Here is a 17,589-nt window from a genome sequence, read left to right on the forward strand (position 1 = left end):
CTTATGATGGGCATCGTAAGGTTGCTTGGATGGGCAGCATAAAGTGCTTACAATGCCCATCGTAAGAATCCCCCGAAGGGTAAAGTTATAGGATAATGTCTTTGTTCGTACGTTTTACCCAATCCTTCACGTAGATAGTCACGTCGATAGTGACATCATCACTCTCATCCGGCGTACCGGGATCATCCTTACCCGGGGTATAAGGTAACGGATCGCCCAAGCCACGAATACCTTTCACATACAACTGGTACACGTTATTGCGTACGATACAGAATTCCATCACGCCCATCAGACCATCGTTTCCGTTATCGTTATGACGGATCCAAAACTTGTGATAGCTTCTTCCGCTTTTGTATAGGGAAACATTATAGTATTGGTATAAATTGCCGATCTGCTCTGAGCTGAATTGAGATACAGGGGTAATATTAGAAGGAAGATGCGAAGCTTGTCTCCTAAAAGCCGCATAAGTCAATTTCTGTTTAAGATCCTCATCAAGAGTTGCTTTACCAGTCAAAATCCCATCCAAATATTCCTTAAACGCGCTTTCTAATCCATTTTGAGAAGACATATCTTGAACCGCCTTCTTCACAGCATTGACATCCGCAGTTATATCGTCCCAACCATCCATAAAGCCTTTCAATAAATTTTTCTTGTCGTTTTCCAAATTGAACGCACGGGCGGCAACGCTCTTCACATCTTTATAAACAAGACGTGACACAGAACCATTACTATTATAATGAGCCGCGGAAAGAAACGTTTTATCACCATTAGGCAAATTCACAGACTTGATCTCCCCATTTTCATAGGAACTCACCTTAAAGTCGTTACTCGGAGTAAATTCAGACTCGAAGATTACACCAGTAGTATAGCCATGTACCTGCGAGTTCAGATCCAACGTATTTTCCTTGGTATAAACAACCGGGTAATATGTCCGACTATCACCACTTACTTCCTGTGTATAGCTTAATCCAGAAGTAGGCATAGACACCATCTTATCCAAGTTATTCAAATCAGTTGAATTGCTCGGATTAAAATAATTAACATATGAATCTTTAAATTGATCCCAAGAAGAACTTTCCCCTTCCGGCAATTTCTTTTCCCGGATCTTCGGATCTAACACATAATTGTACGATCCGGCACCAGTGTCATTATTCCTCCATATCCATTTCTCATCACCTAAATATCGAACAGGATCGTTGGTACCATCTGCCGGCAATACCGCATTAGCACCATAGTTATACTGTACCGTAGGAGAAACTTGCTTAAAAAGATAACTCTCGCCCTTCCACTGATTCACTACCTTATACCTCTTCAACGTGAACGTACCCTTATTCTTTACAGGAGAAGTTCCCGGTATATTAGTCAGATCTAAATTCGAGGAGTATGCCAAATCAATACGAGCGGCTAAACGTTCTACGAACACCGTTGTCTGAGCCGGATTTGTCTCATCCATATTCGCAGCAGAAAGTTCAACGATAGAACTGCCGTTAGAAGGAATAGCACCACTTATCATCTTATGTGTAGACATTACAAAATGATGGTACTCCGCCATATTACTAGCAGGAGTCCACAATGCCCTATCGTTTGCGGCAACTCTATCGCGCAAGTCTGCCAACGTACTAATACCGGTCAACCTTCCTCCCGCATTAATAACGGCAAATACCTGATAATTGCTCTTATCTTGTGTCAGAGGATTCTTCATGGTTACTTTCATCGTAACCTTTCCGTCACCATGACCAGGCTCAGTTCCACCTAAACTCGCATCAATACCTTCCAGATTCGAATAATAACCTTGGCCTGCGATCTGTATACTACTACCATTGTCAGTATTTAGTAACTCTAGCTGATTGCCATCCCCCAAAGACTCTTCATCTGTTGGCATCAAGAATATATTAACATCATATACCATACCCTCCTTAGAGCCGGAAAGCTCACCTAGAGAACCATTACCATCTTCGCCCCAACCGGCTCCCCCCGAATTAGGATTAGAAGGAGTAGGATCTGCTTTCGTTAGCGTTCCTTGCGAAACCGTAGAGACGTTCACCGTCATATAGACCTTCTCGCCATCCTCTTCCGCCCCGGTGTTATTTTTTCCGTTGTCGAGATCATCGGAACAACCGGCCGCCAATAAAAGTGCCGTTGCCATCGCTATGTACCATTTTTTCTTTTTCATAATATTAAAATTTTTGTCTGTTATCTTATCCTATTTTTACTCTTGCCGTTTCTCTGCGATCTGCCTCAAGTTCTCCTCCACCTGCGAGGCCATGGAAGGATTGTCCGACAACTTACCCAGCAGGGCCTCCGCCTCGTCCAAGCGGTTCTCCAGCATGGCGATGGCCGCCTCCGCCAAGGTACGCTCCGCAGAATTGGAAGTCTTCGCCAAATAACGGCGGGCCGATTCCAAGCGACCCGCGTCGATCGCCGTAAGGGCGGCGTTCAGATTCGACACCGGATCCTCCGGATACATACGCACGGCAATCTCGAAGACCTCGCGGTAAGCGTCGCTACCCGGTTCCATCGTCTGCGCCACCTGAAACATCTCGTTTAGACTCAACTGCCTGGGGTCCGAATAGATCAACTCACGGGCCTCCTCTACCGTAAACGAACGGATCGTGTAGCGCACCGCGTAATCCGAATGGCGCAAGGCGGGATAAATATCACGCAAGAGTACCCGATACGAGGCCCCCCCGTTCAACGCCTTCAGCTTCGCCTCGCGGCGGTCGTAATCCTTCGGTTCGTCCGCTCGGATAATGGCCAGCAGCTCCTCCTTGTCCGCAAGCGAGGAGTTCTCCACCCGTTTCTCCAATCCGGCCCAGTCCTCCGGCTCGAAATCCACCGTGAAACGGGCCTGCTCAAAGTGGTAAAGGCCCTTCACATATTCGATCAACGCCTTGGCGCGGTGCTCGGCCAGATAAGTGTTATGCTTATAGGTACCTTCCGGCGATGCGAAACCCTTGATATATACCTCCGTGATGGTAGCGTAAGGATCATCCTTCACCGACGAGACGGTCTCGAGGATCTTGCGCAACTCCGAGGGATTGTCGCGATACTCGGGATATATCTCCGTGCGGTTTACCGGGAAGTCGAGGAAGGCGCTTCCTTCCTTCACACGCTCTTTCACACGCTCTGCCTCCGGCGTGACGTAGGCCAAAAGCGGCCGCAATACCACAGGCTCTGCGATTCGGATCGGGAAAAGCGGTGACTTATCATTACTCAACGCCTCCCAGCCGCAACCGCAAAAATCGGCTACCAGCGACACCTCCGAACGCTCCATCCACTTAACGAAAGGAATGGAGGCATGGTAATCGAACGTCTGCTCCTTCCCATTGTGACGGCGTAAGACAAACTCCCCGTTCGCCGTCGCATCACGCTTGGATCGCTCGTACTGGATCTGGCGGTTGCGCCCGTTCACGATCACGGGAGGCAAAGCCCTTACGCTATCGCCCCGCTCGATCAGCGGCGTACAGACCAAACTCCGGTTGGCAGGTAGCGACAACTCGTCCAACGCTAGTTTCATATCAATTATCAAGCGATCGCCCACATGCTCCACCAACCGCTCCTTCACGACGATGGCGGTAGCCGTCTGCTGCGCCTGTACGGGAATCGTAGTACCCACACAACCGGCCAAACAGGCGATCCCAAGTATCATCCATCCTTGTAGATTCTTCATTTTTCAGTCCTCCATCGATTAAAATTGGTAAATGAGATTGATCGCCGCCTGCGTAGGCCCGAAGTAATGCTTCTTGATCCCTTCTTGCTTGCGGCCGCAATTTGCGCAGGGATACTTGTCCGACTTCAAGTACAGATAGCCCACGCCCACCGTGGCCTCCAAGTTCCAATGGCGAGACAGCAGCCACGAGTATCCATAACTGATACCGGCTCCCGCGCCCCATCCCTGGTGACGCTCGCCCTCTGTACCCAGCCATTTGATATCGGCTACATTATATAATAGGTACGGAGTATGCACGCCGAGGAAATGGCCGTTAAACGTCTCGCAAAACCAATACCTCAACTCCGGGTGCAGACGCAAATGCTTCAGTGAACGGCCATAACTCCCATCATCGTTCTTGCCGCTGAACGGATTCAAGCCTGCCTCCAACTCAAGCGTCCAATGACGGGCGAGATAAACTTCAGCCCCCAAATTAAACGTGGCAGTAGCCCAATAAGAAATATTACTCTTGATCCCAATCATGGAGCCTTTCCCTTCGGCCGGTACCCCCTGCGCTCTCGAAAGAAACGGGACTGCCAACAAGAATAGCATGAAAATCGTCTTCTTCATTCTTTCTTATTCATTATGGTTGTTAATCTTATATCTTCTCACCCTTCTGCCCCCTCAAGACCCAACTTCCTAAAATCAACTAACGGCAAGAATGGCCCGTGGACTTATTTATGGAATAAGGTTTAGCGTTTCAAAAACGTCAGCGGAGAATAAACGTTAAACAACATTTTATTGTCGTTTATATAGTATATCAATAGACCACACGGAACGTTTCAGAAAAACATGTACATGTTTTCCTGAAAAGACGTACATGTTTTTTGGAAAACACGTACATGAAATCCAATAAATATTATGGTGTTTCTATACAGCTGCCAATCAATGGCTTACATATAGGCCTATCCAAACGAGCTTATTGTATTATTTGTTTTTGATATTCAGGAGGAATTTGTAGAGTATAGAAATTCCTCTTTAGTTGAGAGAGTGAATCAATAAAGGTGAATATGGTTCATTTTAAAGACATAGCTTCCCCTAAATTCCTTATTTGGTGAAAAGAACTTGACAATTTTAATGCAGAAAAGTTGTGATAATAAAATATTTATTATGTATTTTTGTGAACTAATAGGGAGAAAGTTACTATTTTAACGCTAAAACTCCTTATTCCATAAATAAGTTCACAAACCATCCATCCTTTTCTCTAAAATCCGATTTACAGAGCCTATCACCTTCATGTTCGCATGAGCCAAACGTGATATATCCAATTCTTCCAGATAAAAACGAGTCGTTTTCTCCGACGAGTGCCCCAACGCCTGGCTGATCAAGGCCATCGGCATATCGCAACGTAAAGCTTCTGATGCCCAGCTATGGCGAACAACATACGACGTAAACGGATTCGGTAACCGTAAAGTTTGCCCAATCCGTTTCAGCCGGGCATTATGCTGAGCCAAGCTACGCTTATACCTCAAATGGTCCGGATTCCCGGGCGGAAGAATCGGGAACAAATACGACGATCCGGTCGCTCGCTGCCGATCCGCATATTTCCGGATCAATTGCAACATACTACTGGTTATCTCCAACCGGATCATACGTCCTGTCTTATGACGGTGATATACCAACTCATTCCCCCGGATATTCTGCCTCGTCAAGTACGCTATATCCACAAAAGGCATCCCGCAAGCCATAAAACTGAATAGGGAAAGATCTATCGATAATTCCACTTGCGGGTCATCCGCCACCTTGATCTGAGCGATTTGCTGGAACAAAGATGCGGGAATCGCACGCCTCGCCGTCATCGCACGCCGGAGTTTCAAATTCTCAAACGGATAATATGACGCAGGAACCAACGACTCTTGGCAAGCCGTATTATAAAGCGCCCGCAAACTACTGATATACGTATTTACCGTATTAGTAGCTAATCCTTTTCCCTGAAGATACGTGATGAAATCTATCACCAACGCACGATTCAAATCGGCCAAACAGAACCCCGGGTTCTTCACGAATCTTAAAAAATGCCTTACGGCCACCTCATACAACTCAGCTGTCCCTTCTTTCTTTAACTGCCGTTTCATGTCTCTTCGTTTTCCCATATAATCCATCAATGAGATTGCTAACTTTTTCTTACGTCCTCGTTTCATACTCCTTTCACTAAATTATTTATACTTTACACGAACAAATTAATTCAAATTATTACTTTTGTTCCCGAAAATAAGAAAATAGGTAACAATTAAAAGCATAAAAGCAACAATAAATAATATGGCAAACAATCGAGTCACATTCGGTAGTAAATTGGGCGTAGTACTAGCTACCGTAGGATGCGCCGTCGGATTGGGAAGCGTATGGCGCTTTCCTTATATGCTAGGAGCGAACGGAGGTGCGGCATTCCTACTGGTCTACATACTTTTCATGATATTTCTAGGCATTCCGGTAATGATAACCGAGTTTTTCATCGGCCGGCATTCCCGCAGCAATACGGTGGGTTCTTTCAAGAAAATGGCTCCCGGTACAAAATGGTGCTGGATTGGGTACAACGGTATCTTGGCCGCGTTTTTGATCTTAAGTTATTACTCGGTCGTCTCCGGTTGGACGCTTGAATATGTTTGGCAAACGCTAAGTGGCCGTTTGTATGGACAGCCGGATATAGACTATACGGCCGATTTTCAGGATTTCGCTTCCAATGTCTTCCGTCCGATCTTTTGGATGGGCGCTTTTATCGGGTTAACTCACTTCGTGATTGTCTCGGGTGTAGAAAAAGGTATCGAACGGGCCTCTAAGATCATGATGCCGCTTTTATTCTTGATCTTGCTGATCATGTGCGTACGTTCCGTGACCTTACCGAACGCTGAGGCCGGATTGCTTTTCCTTTTCAAGCCAGACTTTAGCAAATTGACTTCCTCAGTGGTCTTGAGCGCACTAGGACAGGCTTTCTTCTCTTTGAGTTTGGGTATGGGCTGCCTGATCACTTACTCCTCTTACTTCGGGAAAGATACGAATATGCAGGCCACCGCTTGGCAGGTGACAATCATTAATACGCTTGTCGCCGTATTGGCAGGTATCATGATATTCCCGGCGGTATTCAGTTTCGGCATCACCCCTTCCGCTGGTGCGGAACTCGTGTTTATCACGTTACCGAACGTATTTGGGCAATTACCGCTGAGTGGCTTGTGGTCCTGTATTTTTTATATCTTGCTAGCGATGGCAGCACTGACTTCCACGATCTCTTTACATGAGGTAGCTACGGCCTACGTTCTTGAGGAGTTCCACATGACACGCAAGAAAGCGGCTTTGATCGTTTCCTTAGGGGTATTTTTCTTAGGTATTTTCAGTTCTCTCTCATTCGGGGTGATGAAAGGATTCACGGTTGGAGGCTTGGCCTTTTTCGATGCGCTGGATTACTTGACCGCCAAGATCATGCTACCGCTGGGAGGTATGCTCACTTGTATTTTCGTAGGTACACGTGTCGATAAAAAAGTATTGAAAGCCGAGTTGACCAATGAGGGGACTCTTAAGTTCCGTCTTTTCGGCGCTTACGTATTCTTTATGAAATACGTGGCCCCAATCGCCATCGGTATCGTATTCTTGAACGAATTAGGTATCTTGAAATGGATCACCGGTAAATAATACCGAGAATTCCTTGTCAATAGAAACGGAACTTCTACCTTTGTCGGTGGAAGTTCCACAAATCAAAACATAAGACTATGAAATGGCATGATTTACTTTATTTCTCCAAGGGGGAAAGGCAGGCTCTTACCCTACTCCTTTCCTTAATAGCGATGGCATGGATCGCAATTATCGGGACGGATTTCTACCGTTCCCAATTTCAAACAGTTCCATTGGTAAACACCGGAATCAAACAAGATTCCTCACAGATCTATTCGAATAAAACACCTTCAAATTCCATTCGGAAAGAAAAAGAATCCCATTCGAACGAAACTAAAATCCCTTCCGAAGGGAAATCCAAACGCATCCGAAGGGAATCAAAGCCCCATTTTCCCTCTTATCCCAAAGCAGAAAAATGGCCGCAAGGAACGGTTGTCGAATTAAACTCGGCTGATACCACCGCCCTTAAAATGGTTCCGGGAATTGGTAGCGTTTTTGCCAAGCGGATCATTAAATACAGGGACTTATTAGGAGGATTTTATTCCGTAGAACAACTAGGAGAAGTATATGGTATTGACGAGGATCGTTATGAAGCGATGAAATCGTGGTTTTCCGTGGACCCGTCAGTTATTAGTCATCTATTTGTCAACCAACTGTCAGCTAAAAAACTAGCCAGTCACCCATATGTCAGTTATAAACAAGCTAGGATCATCGAAAAAATGATCCGGAAAAAAGGGAAATTACAAGGTTGGGAGGATTTATCCCTATTGGAAGAGTTTCCGGAGCACGAACAACAACGATTACGATATTATCTTTCATTCCATTGATATTTTCACTATGTTTGTAACAAAACATATTCTGTATGATCTATCTGAAGCAAGTAAAATTACTGGACCCGGACTTGGTAGCCGGCGATCCCGAGGAGCTAAAGTATCCTTATAAAGCTCCGGCAGTACGTTTCACGGAATCATTCATTTTCCGCAAGCCGGTCACTTTCCTTGTCGGGGAGAACGGGGCGGGAAAATCCACCCTGCTGGAAGCGATGATGAGTAAATACGAGGAAAGGGATGAGGAAGAACCGGGTATGCTATATGACGGAACCGAGGCATACAAGATTTACGCCAATGTCTTACCCGAGCATATTAAACTGATCGAGACCCAAAAACCGGAAAAGCATTTCTTCTTCCGGGCAGAATCCTTTTTTAACCATGCGGCCGAATTGGATAGGCAAGCCCAACTGGAATTACGTAAGTACAGCCGGATCTACGCCTATAAAGCTTACGGTGGCAGGAGTTTATTGGAGCAATCGCACGGCGAGAGCTTTCTCAGCGCTTTTCTGAATTATGCCAGCCGCAATACATTATTTATATTAGACGAACCGGAAGCCGCACTCTCCCCACAACGGCAGCTGGCCCTTTTAGTGCGTATCCACGAACTGGTGAATAACGGTTGCCAACTGATTATCTCCACGCATTCCCCGATCCTGATGGCTTATCCGAATGCGGACATTTATGCCATCGATGATACCGGAGCGCATGTCACCCCGTATGAGGAAACCGAGCATTACCAACTCACTAAATATTTCCTCACGCATACGGAGCAAATGATGAAAGAACTGCTTGGGTGATATTATTTCTCCCAAGCATTCAAGATCTCGGCAATGTAAACGATATGCGCATTACCGTTCTTCTCATCATACCAACGAGGGAAAACGGTAGGATCTAAAAACTTGGCCTCCTCGATCTCGGACTTATAGACCACTTTGCATTCCAACGTAAGGCGAGCTTCCTCGAATACCGGGTTGCCGGCCTCCGTAAAGAGCGGCGTCAACCCCGTAGCGGCCACTTTATCAATCTCCCGTCCGGATTTAGAGCCACAAATGCTATGGGCTTTCCGGTGCTCCGGTCCTAGGAAAGTAATCGTGAATTCATTCCTAGCATCGATAAACTCACGGGTATAACGCTCCGGACGAATAAAGGCAAACACCACCGGACGGTTCCATAACACTCCCACGCCGCCCCAACTGGCAGTCATCATATTAAACTTCTCCTTATCACCGGCGCTTACCAGCATCCACTCCTTACCAATCAACTCGATAAAGTTGTCTTTGATCTCATTCGGATTAATCGCTTTCATATCTCATTTTATTTTTCCTCAAAGATATAAAATATTCCCTTACTTACCGGTACTCATCACACCGGAGTCATTATCAGCGTTATTCACCTTCTTCTGGCCGGCGCTGAACTTACGGCCGAAGGAGAAATTATAGGAGATCGTCGCGATGAATAAGCGAGAACTTTCCTTGATATAATTTGAACGGCGGAAAGAGGCGTATTGGTTCCAGTTCTCCGTCTCCTGCTTATAATTATCCGTAAACGGATTGATGACACGCAGGCCAACCATCAAGTCCTTATGCCGATAACCGAGTTGAATTCCTTGGATATTCTCACCCCCACTCATCGTCTCGCCCTTAAACCAGTTCCAATTTGTCATTACCATATACCAAAGCGACCATTTCTTCCATGTAGCGGAAACATTCGCCTCGCACCACCAGTTCGTATATCGATGCGTGTAGGTATTACCGTTACTCATATAATGGTTCATACCACCATTGACAGAAAATTGCAAGATGTCCTTGATCGGACCGACCCGCAAATTGGCAGACGCGACAACCCGTTGCCAGTTTTTCTGATTATCCCAAGTCTGGATGATCTTATTTCCTTCCAGATATTTCTCGTCCATGATAGCGTCCGGCTGATACTCATAAGCGCCCAAGGCATTCACGTAAAACAGACCTTTGCGAAACTCGTAATTCAATTCCGTATAATAACTCATATAAGACTTCAGGTTGGGATTACCCCGCTGTATTTGCAAGGAATCGATCACTTGGTCAATCGCACTCAACTCACCCAAAGAAGGAGTCACATTCCCCATCGTTGATTTCAAACGGATGGAAGACTCCCCGGGCAAAGCATAAAACAAGGTCAACCGGGGACTCACCGTATAACGTTCATAATCCGCATCCTCACCCCGTTGACTATAAGACGAGCGATTCACGGTCACACCCAACGAGTAATCCAGTTTTTTCACCTTTCCCTTGAACTCCGCATATACGGAACTCTCCATCTGTTCCATATGCGTCTTATAGTTATGCCCATTGATATAACTGTTATCCGAGAAAGATTGGTTATGGCGTAAACCGCCGCTCAACCGATTACCATTCGTTAATTTCTTCTCATAGATAGCCTCGCCGATAATCGAGTATTTATCACCATCCACCACATTATTTACATCAGTCAACAATTGTTCATGTTTACTCTCTTGATAGATACGGGTCGATTTCGTTTGGTTATAAGTCCCTACCACGTTAAACACCAAGGTCTGGTTATGCTTCAAATCCCGTTGGTAATATAAATCCAGCGCAGGAGCTTGATAGGCTGATCCCGATAGATCGATCATATCCACTTTATCCTCCGGATTCGCCTTATTCATCAAGACTCCTTGATAATCCCAATGCGGTTGATGATTATTCCGGTAGCGGAACGTGGCGTTAAACATATACTTATCCGGCTTTTGATAGCTATAGTTCACATTCAGGTTATGCATGAACAAACGAGCGCGCGAAGGTTCGCCTATTTCCACACGGTTCAAGGTCGTTCCATTCGCTAAATGGAACTCTTCCTCGTTATTCCGTTTCATTCCATAGAAATCACGAGGACCGATCCGATAAGAAGCGCCCCATTCCGAGTTCTTATGATTGATCTTTCCCCAAGCATTATGTTCACCCCACATGGAATTGATACCTTGCGCCATGTCCAGACCAAAACTACCTCCCGTATCCGGCCGGCGAACAATATAATCCAGCACGATATCGGCATTGCCGTAACGTAAGCCCGGGTTATCATGATATTCTATACGGATGATATCCGAGGGATTCAAGGCCTTGATCTCATCCTGTTCCACCTTCACGCCATTGATACGCACTTGGACTACCCCATTTCCCGTGGCCTTGATCTCGTTGTTCAACAAATCCACCTGCACTCTCGGTAGCATCATCTGCTGCAACAAATCCATACCGTTTCCCGAAGCCTTCATCTGGCGATCCGATGGGAAGACCACTTTTTTATCGGCATGGCTCGTCTGGGCAGAGGCGCTAACCGTCACCCCGTCTAAGGATACCGCATCATCATTTAAGGATATTTCTCCCAAAGAAATATTCTTGGACAAGCCTTCCAAGGAAATATACTCCGTCTTAAAGCCTAGACTAGAGACAGATAGAATATAACTCCCTTTTTTAATCTTATTTAATAAAAAATGCCCCTTCATATCCGTAGTCGTACCCGCTACAAAAGAAGAGTCCATTGTTTGCAATACCACATTTGCAAATTCCAAGATTTCTTTGTTGCGAGCGTCCCGCACCATTCCCTTTATCTCCAAGTTCTGAGCAAAAGCTCCCTGTACCATACCGCCTAGCAGTATGATCCAAATCATCATCCGTTTCATTTTTATCGTATTTTTTCCGAATATAGCAGGGTGGCCTTTCCCGCTTATCATTTGTTTCTAACTATAAGACGACAGCCGTTTGGAAAACGTTACAAGAAAATGATAAAAAAATAATATTTCGATGAATTTGCTTCGTAGATACGTATCTTTGTAACCAAACAACAGATTATAAATCATGGAGCTATTGAATAATTGGATCAACGGAGTCAACGATATATTATGGTCATACATCCTTATTATCATGTTATTGGGATGCGCCGTATGGTTTACGATAAAAAGTAGGTTCGTGCAATTCCGCATGATTGGCGAGATGATCCGATTATTAGGCGATTCTGCCGGGAAAGGAGAAAAAGGGGAAAAGCATATCTCCTCTTTCCAAGCCTTCGCCGTATCTTTAGCCAGCCGTGTAGGGACCGGAAACCTAGCCGGTGTAGCGACAGCCGTAGCGATCGGCGGACCCGGATCCGTATTCTGGATGTGGCTGATCGCTTTACTTGGTTCTTCCAGCGCATTCGTGGAGTCTACGTTAGCTCAATTATATAAAGAAAAAGGGAAAGACTCGTTCATTGGCGGTCCCGCTTACTATATGCTACATGGTTTGGGGTTACGATGGATGGGGGTATTATTTGCCGTATTGATTTCGATAACCTTTGGCTTTGCCTTTAATTCCGTACAAAGCAATACGATCTGCGCAGCTTGGGAAGGCGCTTTTGGCATCGATCATGCTTGGATCGGAGCGATTCTTACGGTACTTACGTTAATCGTCATATTCGGAGGTATTCAGCGCATCGCAAGAGTAAGCAGTATTGTCGTACCGGTCATGGCATTAGGATATATAGCATTGGCGTTGGGAATCGTACTGTTTAATATTACCCGCCTACCCGCTGTTATAGAAACCATTCTGTCAAACGCTTTTGGTTGGGAACAGGCGATAGGCGGTAGTGTCGGAGCGGCGTTGATGCAAGGGATTAAACGAGGTCTATTCAGTAATGAGGCCGGTATGGGATCGGCACCGAATGTAGCGGCTACGGCGCATGTCTCCCATCCAGTCAAACAAGGATTGATCCAAGCATTAGGCGTATTTACCGACACGCTGATTATCTGTACCTGCACGGCGTTCATCATCTTGTTTAGCGGAGCGCCATTAGACGGCTCCATCAATGGAGTCCAGCTCACGCAACAAGCTTTGAGTAACGAGGTGGGTAGCATCGGTAGTACGTTTGTCGCTTTAGCGATCCTTTTATTCGCGTTCAGTAGTATTATCGGTAATTACTATTACGGAGAAGCGAATATTCGTTTTATCACGTCCAAGAGAAGTGTCTTATTTATTTATCGTATATTAGTCGGTGGAATGGTCATGTTCGGTGCGTTGGCTAGTTTAGACTTGGCTTGGAGCCTAGCGGACGTGACCATGGGACTGATGACGATCTGCAATTTGATCGCGATCTCATTGTTGAGCCGTCAAGCGTTCCTATTATTACAGGATTACGTAGCCCAAAAGAAAGCGGGTATTAAAAGCCCTGTATTCGATAAGAACAAGATACCCGAGTTGAAAGACAAAGCGCAGTGTTGGTGATCAGACAAACGTATTGAAGTATGATAAAAAGCAAGATGATAAGCTTTTACATAGCGGTCATGATGATATGGACCTGTACGGTAAAAGCTCAAGATGATGATAAATCCATTATCCACAAAATAGGATTCGACGTACGTCCCTCGTATGTCGCCCCTACTAGTAAATTCCTCAAAGATGACGGCTATGGAAACGGGCTTACTTTACGTAAGGCGGCTTCATTCCATTTGAAATACGGATTCCAACTGAATCCTAACTCTAAGGAGGGCCAGCTTTATCCGCACACTTACCAAGGAATAGGCGTCTCTTATAATACCTTTGGAAACCGGCAGGAAGTTGGTAATCCTTGGGCGGCGTATGTTTTCCAAAGCTCCCGCATCGCCAAAATTTCTTCCCGGCTATCCTTCGATTATGAGTGGAATTTCGGAGCCTCATTTGGTTGGCATCCGTATGATGATAACAATAATTACCGCAATAAGATCATCGGTTCTAAGATCAATGCCTATATCAATCTGGGCTTTTTCCTCAACGCGAAACTATCCCGTTATTGCAACCTGCTTGTCGGGGCGGATTTAACGCACTACTCAAACGGAAATACTCATCTTCCGAATGCGGGATTGAATACGATTGGTGGCCGGATCGGACTCGTCTACACGCTCAATCCTATCGAGGAAAGCCATCATGAGATAGGTACCGCACGTTCCTTACCGGCAAATCAATTATACCTCTCCAGCTTTTGGCAACGTGTCAGTTACGATGTCATCCTATATGGTGCGACCCGTGCTAAGGGGGTTATGCTAGGTGATGAGGCCCATATTTTTCCAGGTCAGTTCGGCATCCTCGGATTCAACCTCAACCCGATGTACAAATTCAACCGGTTCCTAAAAGCAGGTATCTCCCTAGACGGCCAATATGACGAAAGCGCAAATATTTATTCCGACGAGATCATCCAAGTCGGCGAAGAACCCCGATTCTACCGCCCGCCCCTCCATGAGCAAATCGGTATCGGCCTCTCTGCCCGTGGCGAATTCACCATGCCATTCTTCTCGATCAATATAGGAGTCGGACATAATTTATTTTACAACAAGGGCGACCTGAAAGGATTATACCAGATCCTAGCCCTCAAGGTATCGGTTACACGAAATTTATTCCTGCATGTCGGATACCAACTGCACAAATTTCATAATCCGAATAACTTGATGTTGGGGGTTGGGTATAGGTTCCATAATTAGCCTCACTCATAAATCAAGCAAAACAACCGTTCCGGAGCGAACACCTCATTCGCCACGTCTAGGATTTGCCCGGCGGTTATTTTCTCGATCTGGGCGAATACTTCAGGGAGGGTGTCGTAACGGTTGTAATGGAGGTAGCTTTTTCCTAAGCCAAGGAAAAGACCCTCCCGGTTATCGCCCGACACGCCCAGTTGACCGATTACCTGCTTCTTGGCGGCGGCTAATTGAGTGGCGGACAGCTTTACGTCACGTAAACGGGCCAATTCCTTATGCACCAAACGCATCGCTTTCTCACGGTTCTTCGGGTCTGTCCCGAAATAGATACTGGCTAGTCCGGTATCGGTATAAGAGGTTATATTGGATTCTACGTTATAGACCAAGCCATGCTTTTCCCGCAAGGAGACATTCAAGCGGTTATTCATGCCCGGACCACCTAAGATATTGTTCAACAAGAACAAAGGGATACGTTTTTTGTCGTGCATACTGAAAGCCCGGCCACCGATCAGTACATGGGCTTGATGGGTATCTTTATGGATCTGGCGTACGCAAGCCTCGATGGGGTCCGGAGCTTTCCGGATCCGTTCAGCCATCGGGAAAGAGATATCGCTTAAAGCGGATTCCGCTGATTTCAAGATATTCTTGAAGTCTTTTCGTCCCATCGAGAAGAACACCATATTCTCCGGGGCGTAGAAACGACGCATGAAAGAACGACCGGACTCGGAGTCAAAGCGAAGAAGAGATCCCTCATCCCCTAAGATATTATGCCCGAGGGCATGACCCTTATAAAGCAAGTTCTCAAACTCGTCGAATATAAGTTCCGAAGGACTATCCTCATACGAATTGATCTCATCCAAGATGACATCTACCTCCTTCTCGATCTCCTGTTTGGGGAATTGGGAATGGAAAACCAGATCGGTCAATAGCTCAAACGCCCGGCCAAAATCCTCCTCCATAAAAATGGAATAAACAAAGGTCTCTTCCTTCGTAGTATAGGCATTCAACTCCCCTCCTACGTTCTCCATACGATTCAGGATATGCCACGCTTTCCGTTTCTCCGTACCTTTGAAGATCATGTGTTCAACGAAATGCGCCAAGCCAAATTCATCCTCGTTCTCATCCCGTGTACCGGCGTTCACGGCGAAACCGCAGTAAGAAACCGGGGAATTAACCGGGAGATGTACCATGCGAAGTCCATTCGGCAATGTATGAGCGATATAATCCATTTTCCTTCTTGTTTGTATCAGCCCGCAAAGGTACGAAAGACTTTCCGGAAAAACATGTACGTCTTTTTCAAAAAACATGTACGTGTTTCCGGAAAAAGACGTACGTGTTTTTTTCGATCTATTTGCCTCCTTGGAAAAAATACCTACATTTGTGTAAATTAAACAGATAAGGCTATGGGAAATATCGTCCGAAAATTACCGATAGGCATACAGAGTTTTGACAAACTACGTACAGAGAACTATTTGTATGTTGACAAGACCGAGTTCATTTATCAAATGGCATACCAAGGTGTCCCTTATTTCCTAAGCCGCCCCCGGCGATTCGGGAAAAGCTTGCTGCTATCGACATTCAAGGCTTATTTCGAGGGGAAGAAAGAATTGTTCCGGGGATTAGCCATAGAGAAACTAGAGACCGAGTGGAAAGAGCATCCGGTACTTCATTTCAGCCTCAACGCCGAGTTGTACGATAGCCGCAAGGCATTGGAGAATATGCTGGAACGCCAGTTGAGGGAATGGGAAAAAATATATGATACCGGAGGTGAGGGTATCACCTATTCCGGACGGTTCATGACCATCATACGAAGGGCGGCGGAGATAACCGGAAGGAAGGTGGTCGTACTGATCGACGAGTACGATAAGCCATTACTTAGGAACCTGCACAACGAAGAGCTACAGAACGAGTTCCGGGAATTATTGACCGCTTTCTATACGGTCCTCAAAGATGCCGATCCTTGGCTGCGCTTCGTATTCATAACCGGTGTCACCAAGTTCGCGCAAGTCGGTATTTTCAGCAACCTAAATCATTTGAACGACATCAGCCTAGCCCCGCAATACGCGGCCCTTTGTGGCATGACATTGCCCGAGATCGAGGCGACTTTCCAGCCGGAGCTTTATGCCTTGGCCGAGGCGAATAAGCTTTCATACGAAGATACCATCGAGAAAATTACACGCCGATACGACGGCTACCATTTTGATTTCCGCAGCGGTATCGCCCTTTATAACCCGTTTAGCGTATTGAACGTGTTGAGTAAACAGGTCTTTTACGACTATTGGTTTGCTTCCGGTACCCCGACATTCTTGGCGGAGATGTTACGGAAAACGAATTACGATATACGGGAGCTGGACGGGATAGAGGTATCCGAGGTATCCCTTTCGGACGATCGGGCGAACATCAATAATCCCGTGCCCATGATTTATCAAAGCGGATATTTGACAATCAAAAGCTACGATGAACGTTTTCGGTTATATACGTTAGGATACCCGAATGAGGAAGTTAAATATGGATTTTTGAATTTTGTTGCCTCCATGTATGCGCATTTACCGGAAACCGAGACTCCCTTTTATATCGGAAAGTTCATTCAAGAGCTGGAAAGCGGAAACACCGAGGCTTTCCTCACCCGCCTAAAGGCTTTCTTCGCCGACATACCCTACGAGCTGAATGACCGGACCGAGCGTCATTACCAAGTGGTTTTCTACATCGTATTCAAGCTACTAGGGCAATTCACCGAGGCCGAGGTACGTTCGGCCCAAGGACGTGCCGATGCCATTGTAAAAACTCCTCGCTACATCTACGTATTCGAGTTTAAGCTGAGAGGTACGGCGGAAGAGGCGATTCGGCAAATCGACGATCGAGGCTATCTGATTCCTTATACGGCCGACGAACGGGAAGTAGTCAAAGTGGGGGTCGCTTTCGACGCAGCCACTCGCAACTTAGGTGAATGGCTGATTGAAAAAACATTGTAATTC

The 17,589-nt window shown here is 46.0% G+C and carries 13 protein-coding genes; 6 read left to right on the forward strand and 7 right to left on the reverse strand.

What is annotated here, in order from left to right:
• Positions 1-85: 85 nt before the first annotated feature.
• The 4 genes from BDI_RS14420 to BDI_RS14435 all read right to left on the reverse strand — a co-directional run bounded on the left by BDI_RS14420 (position 86) and on the right by BDI_RS14435 (position 5,850).
• Entirely contained in the window at positions 86-2,173 is a 2,088-nt protein-coding gene (locus BDI_RS14420) for an Mfa1 family fimbria major subunit (RefSeq protein ID WP_011967052.1), read from the reverse strand.
• Between the two features lie 36 nt (positions 2,174-2,209).
• The gene (locus tag BDI_RS14425) at positions 2,210-3,670 is read right to left on the reverse strand and encodes a DUF3868 domain-containing protein (RefSeq protein WP_011967053.1); all 1,461 of its coding nucleotides are present in this window, start codon (positions 3,668-3,670) and stop codon (positions 2,210-2,212) included.
• 18 nt (positions 3,671-3,688) lie between these two features.
• Positions 3,689-4,279, reverse strand: a complete 591-nt coding sequence (locus tag BDI_RS14430; RefSeq protein ID WP_011967054.1) for a DUF3575 domain-containing protein — start codon at positions 4,277-4,279, stop codon at positions 3,689-3,691.
• Between the two features lie 611 nt (positions 4,280-4,890).
• Positions 4,891-5,850, reverse strand: a complete 960-nt coding sequence (locus BDI_RS14435; RefSeq protein WP_011967055.1) for a tyrosine-type recombinase/integrase — start codon at positions 5,848-5,850, stop codon at positions 4,891-4,893.
• Positions 5,851-5,968: 118 nt separating this feature from the next.
• Between BDI_RS14435 and BDI_RS14440 the strand changes: the two genes are divergently transcribed.
• The 3 genes from BDI_RS14440 (at position 5,969) to BDI_RS14450 (ending at position 8,939) form a co-directional block, all read left to right on the forward strand.
• Positions 5,969-7,333 carry a sodium-dependent transporter gene (locus tag BDI_RS14440; RefSeq protein ID WP_011967056.1) on the forward strand — a complete coding sequence of 455 codons (1,365 nt, stop codon included), beginning with the start codon at positions 5,969-5,971 and terminating at the stop codon, positions 7,331-7,333.
• Between the two features lie 77 nt (positions 7,334-7,410).
• The gene (locus tag BDI_RS14445; protein WP_005860598.1) at positions 7,411-8,139 is read left to right on the forward strand and encodes a ComEA family DNA-binding protein; all 729 of its coding nucleotides are present in this window, start codon (positions 7,411-7,413) and stop codon (positions 8,137-8,139) included.
• A gap of 35 nt (positions 8,140-8,174) precedes the next feature.
• Positions 8,175-8,939 (forward strand): AAA family ATPase, encoded by a 765-nt coding sequence (locus tag BDI_RS14450; RefSeq protein WP_011967057.1) that lies wholly within the window; start codon positions 8,175-8,177, stop codon positions 8,937-8,939.
• Between the two features lie 2 nt (positions 8,940-8,941).
• Here the strand turns inward: BDI_RS14450 and BDI_RS14455 are convergent, their stop codons facing one another.
• Positions 8,942-9,448 (reverse strand): flavin reductase family protein, encoded by a 507-nt coding sequence (locus BDI_RS14455; RefSeq protein WP_009016484.1) that lies wholly within the window; start codon positions 9,446-9,448, stop codon positions 8,942-8,944.
• Positions 9,449-9,487: 39 nt separating this feature from the next.
• Positions 9,488-11,815 (reverse strand): TonB-dependent receptor, encoded by a 2,328-nt coding sequence (locus BDI_RS14460; protein WP_009016485.1) that lies wholly within the window; start codon positions 11,813-11,815, stop codon positions 9,488-9,490.
• A gap of 175 nt (positions 11,816-11,990) precedes the next feature.
• Here BDI_RS14460 and BDI_RS14465 point away from each other — a divergent pair, with 175 nt between their 5' ends.
• Both BDI_RS14465 and BDI_RS14470 read left to right on the forward strand, forming a co-directional pair.
• The gene (locus tag BDI_RS14465) at positions 11,991-13,391 is read left to right on the forward strand and encodes an alanine/glycine:cation symporter family protein (RefSeq protein WP_005863901.1); all 1,401 of its coding nucleotides are present in this window, start codon (positions 11,991-11,993) and stop codon (positions 13,389-13,391) included.
• 20 nt (positions 13,392-13,411) lie between these two features.
• Positions 13,412-14,620, forward strand: coding sequence for an acyloxyacyl hydrolase (locus BDI_RS14470; RefSeq protein ID WP_011967058.1), 1,209 nt, complete (start codon positions 13,412-13,414; stop codon positions 14,618-14,620).
• A gap of 2 nt (positions 14,621-14,622) precedes the next feature.
• Here the strand turns inward: BDI_RS14470 and BDI_RS14475 are convergent, their stop codons facing one another.
• Complete coding sequence (locus BDI_RS14475) at positions 14,623-15,843, reverse strand: M16 family metallopeptidase (protein ID WP_009275529.1); 1,221 nt, start codon at positions 15,841-15,843, stop codon at positions 14,623-14,625.
• A gap of 174 nt (positions 15,844-16,017) precedes the next feature.
• Between BDI_RS14475 and BDI_RS14480 the strand changes: the two genes are divergently transcribed.
• Positions 16,018-17,586: an ATP-binding protein gene (locus BDI_RS14480; RefSeq protein WP_011967059.1), complete on the forward strand. Its 1,569-nt coding sequence runs from the start codon at positions 16,018-16,020 to the stop codon at positions 17,584-17,586.
• The last annotated feature ends 3 nt before the right edge of the window (positions 17,587-17,589 follow it).

This window comes from Parabacteroides distasonis ATCC 8503, from assembly GCF_000012845.1.
Taxonomy (GTDB): Bacteria; Bacteroidota; Bacteroidia; order Bacteroidales; family Tannerellaceae; genus Parabacteroides; species Parabacteroides distasonis.

Coding starts and splice junctions, on each gene's coding strand:
- BDI_RS14420 (WP_011967052.1), bottom strand. CDS start 2,173: ATGAAAAAGAAAAAATGGTACATAGCGATGGCAACGGCACTTTTATTG.
- BDI_RS14425 (WP_011967053.1), bottom strand. CDS start 3,670: ATGAAGAATCTACAAGGATGGATGATACTTGGGATCGCCTGTTTGGCC.
- BDI_RS14430 (WP_011967054.1), bottom strand. CDS start 4,279: ATGAAGAAGACGATTTTCATGCTATTCTTGTTGGCAGTCCCGTTTCTT.
- BDI_RS14435 (WP_011967055.1), bottom strand. CDS start 5,850: ATGAAACGAGGACGTAAGAAAAAGTTAGCAATCTCATTGATGGATTAT.
- BDI_RS14440 (WP_011967056.1), top strand. CDS start 5,969: ATGGCAAACAATCGAGTCACATTCGGTAGTAAATTGGGCGTAGTACTA.
- BDI_RS14445 (WP_005860598.1), top strand. CDS start 7,411: ATGAAATGGCATGATTTACTTTATTTCTCCAAGGGGGAAAGGCAGGCT.
- BDI_RS14450 (WP_011967057.1), top strand. CDS start 8,175: ATGATCTATCTGAAGCAAGTAAAATTACTGGACCCGGACTTGGTAGCC.
- BDI_RS14455 (WP_009016484.1), bottom strand. CDS start 9,448: ATGAAAGCGATTAATCCGAATGAGATCAAAGACAACTTTATCGAGTTG.
- BDI_RS14460 (WP_009016485.1), bottom strand. CDS start 11,815: ATGAAACGGATGATGATTTGGATCATACTGCTAGGCGGTATGGTACAG.
- BDI_RS14465 (WP_005863901.1), top strand. CDS start 11,991: ATGGAGCTATTGAATAATTGGATCAACGGAGTCAACGATATATTATGG.
- BDI_RS14470 (WP_011967058.1), top strand. CDS start 13,412: ATGATAAAAAGCAAGATGATAAGCTTTTACATAGCGGTCATGATGATA.
- BDI_RS14475 (WP_009275529.1), bottom strand. CDS start 15,843: ATGGATTATATCGCTCATACATTGCCGAATGGACTTCGCATGGTACAT.
- BDI_RS14480 (WP_011967059.1), top strand. CDS start 16,018: ATGGGAAATATCGTCCGAAAATTACCGATAGGCATACAGAGTTTTGAC.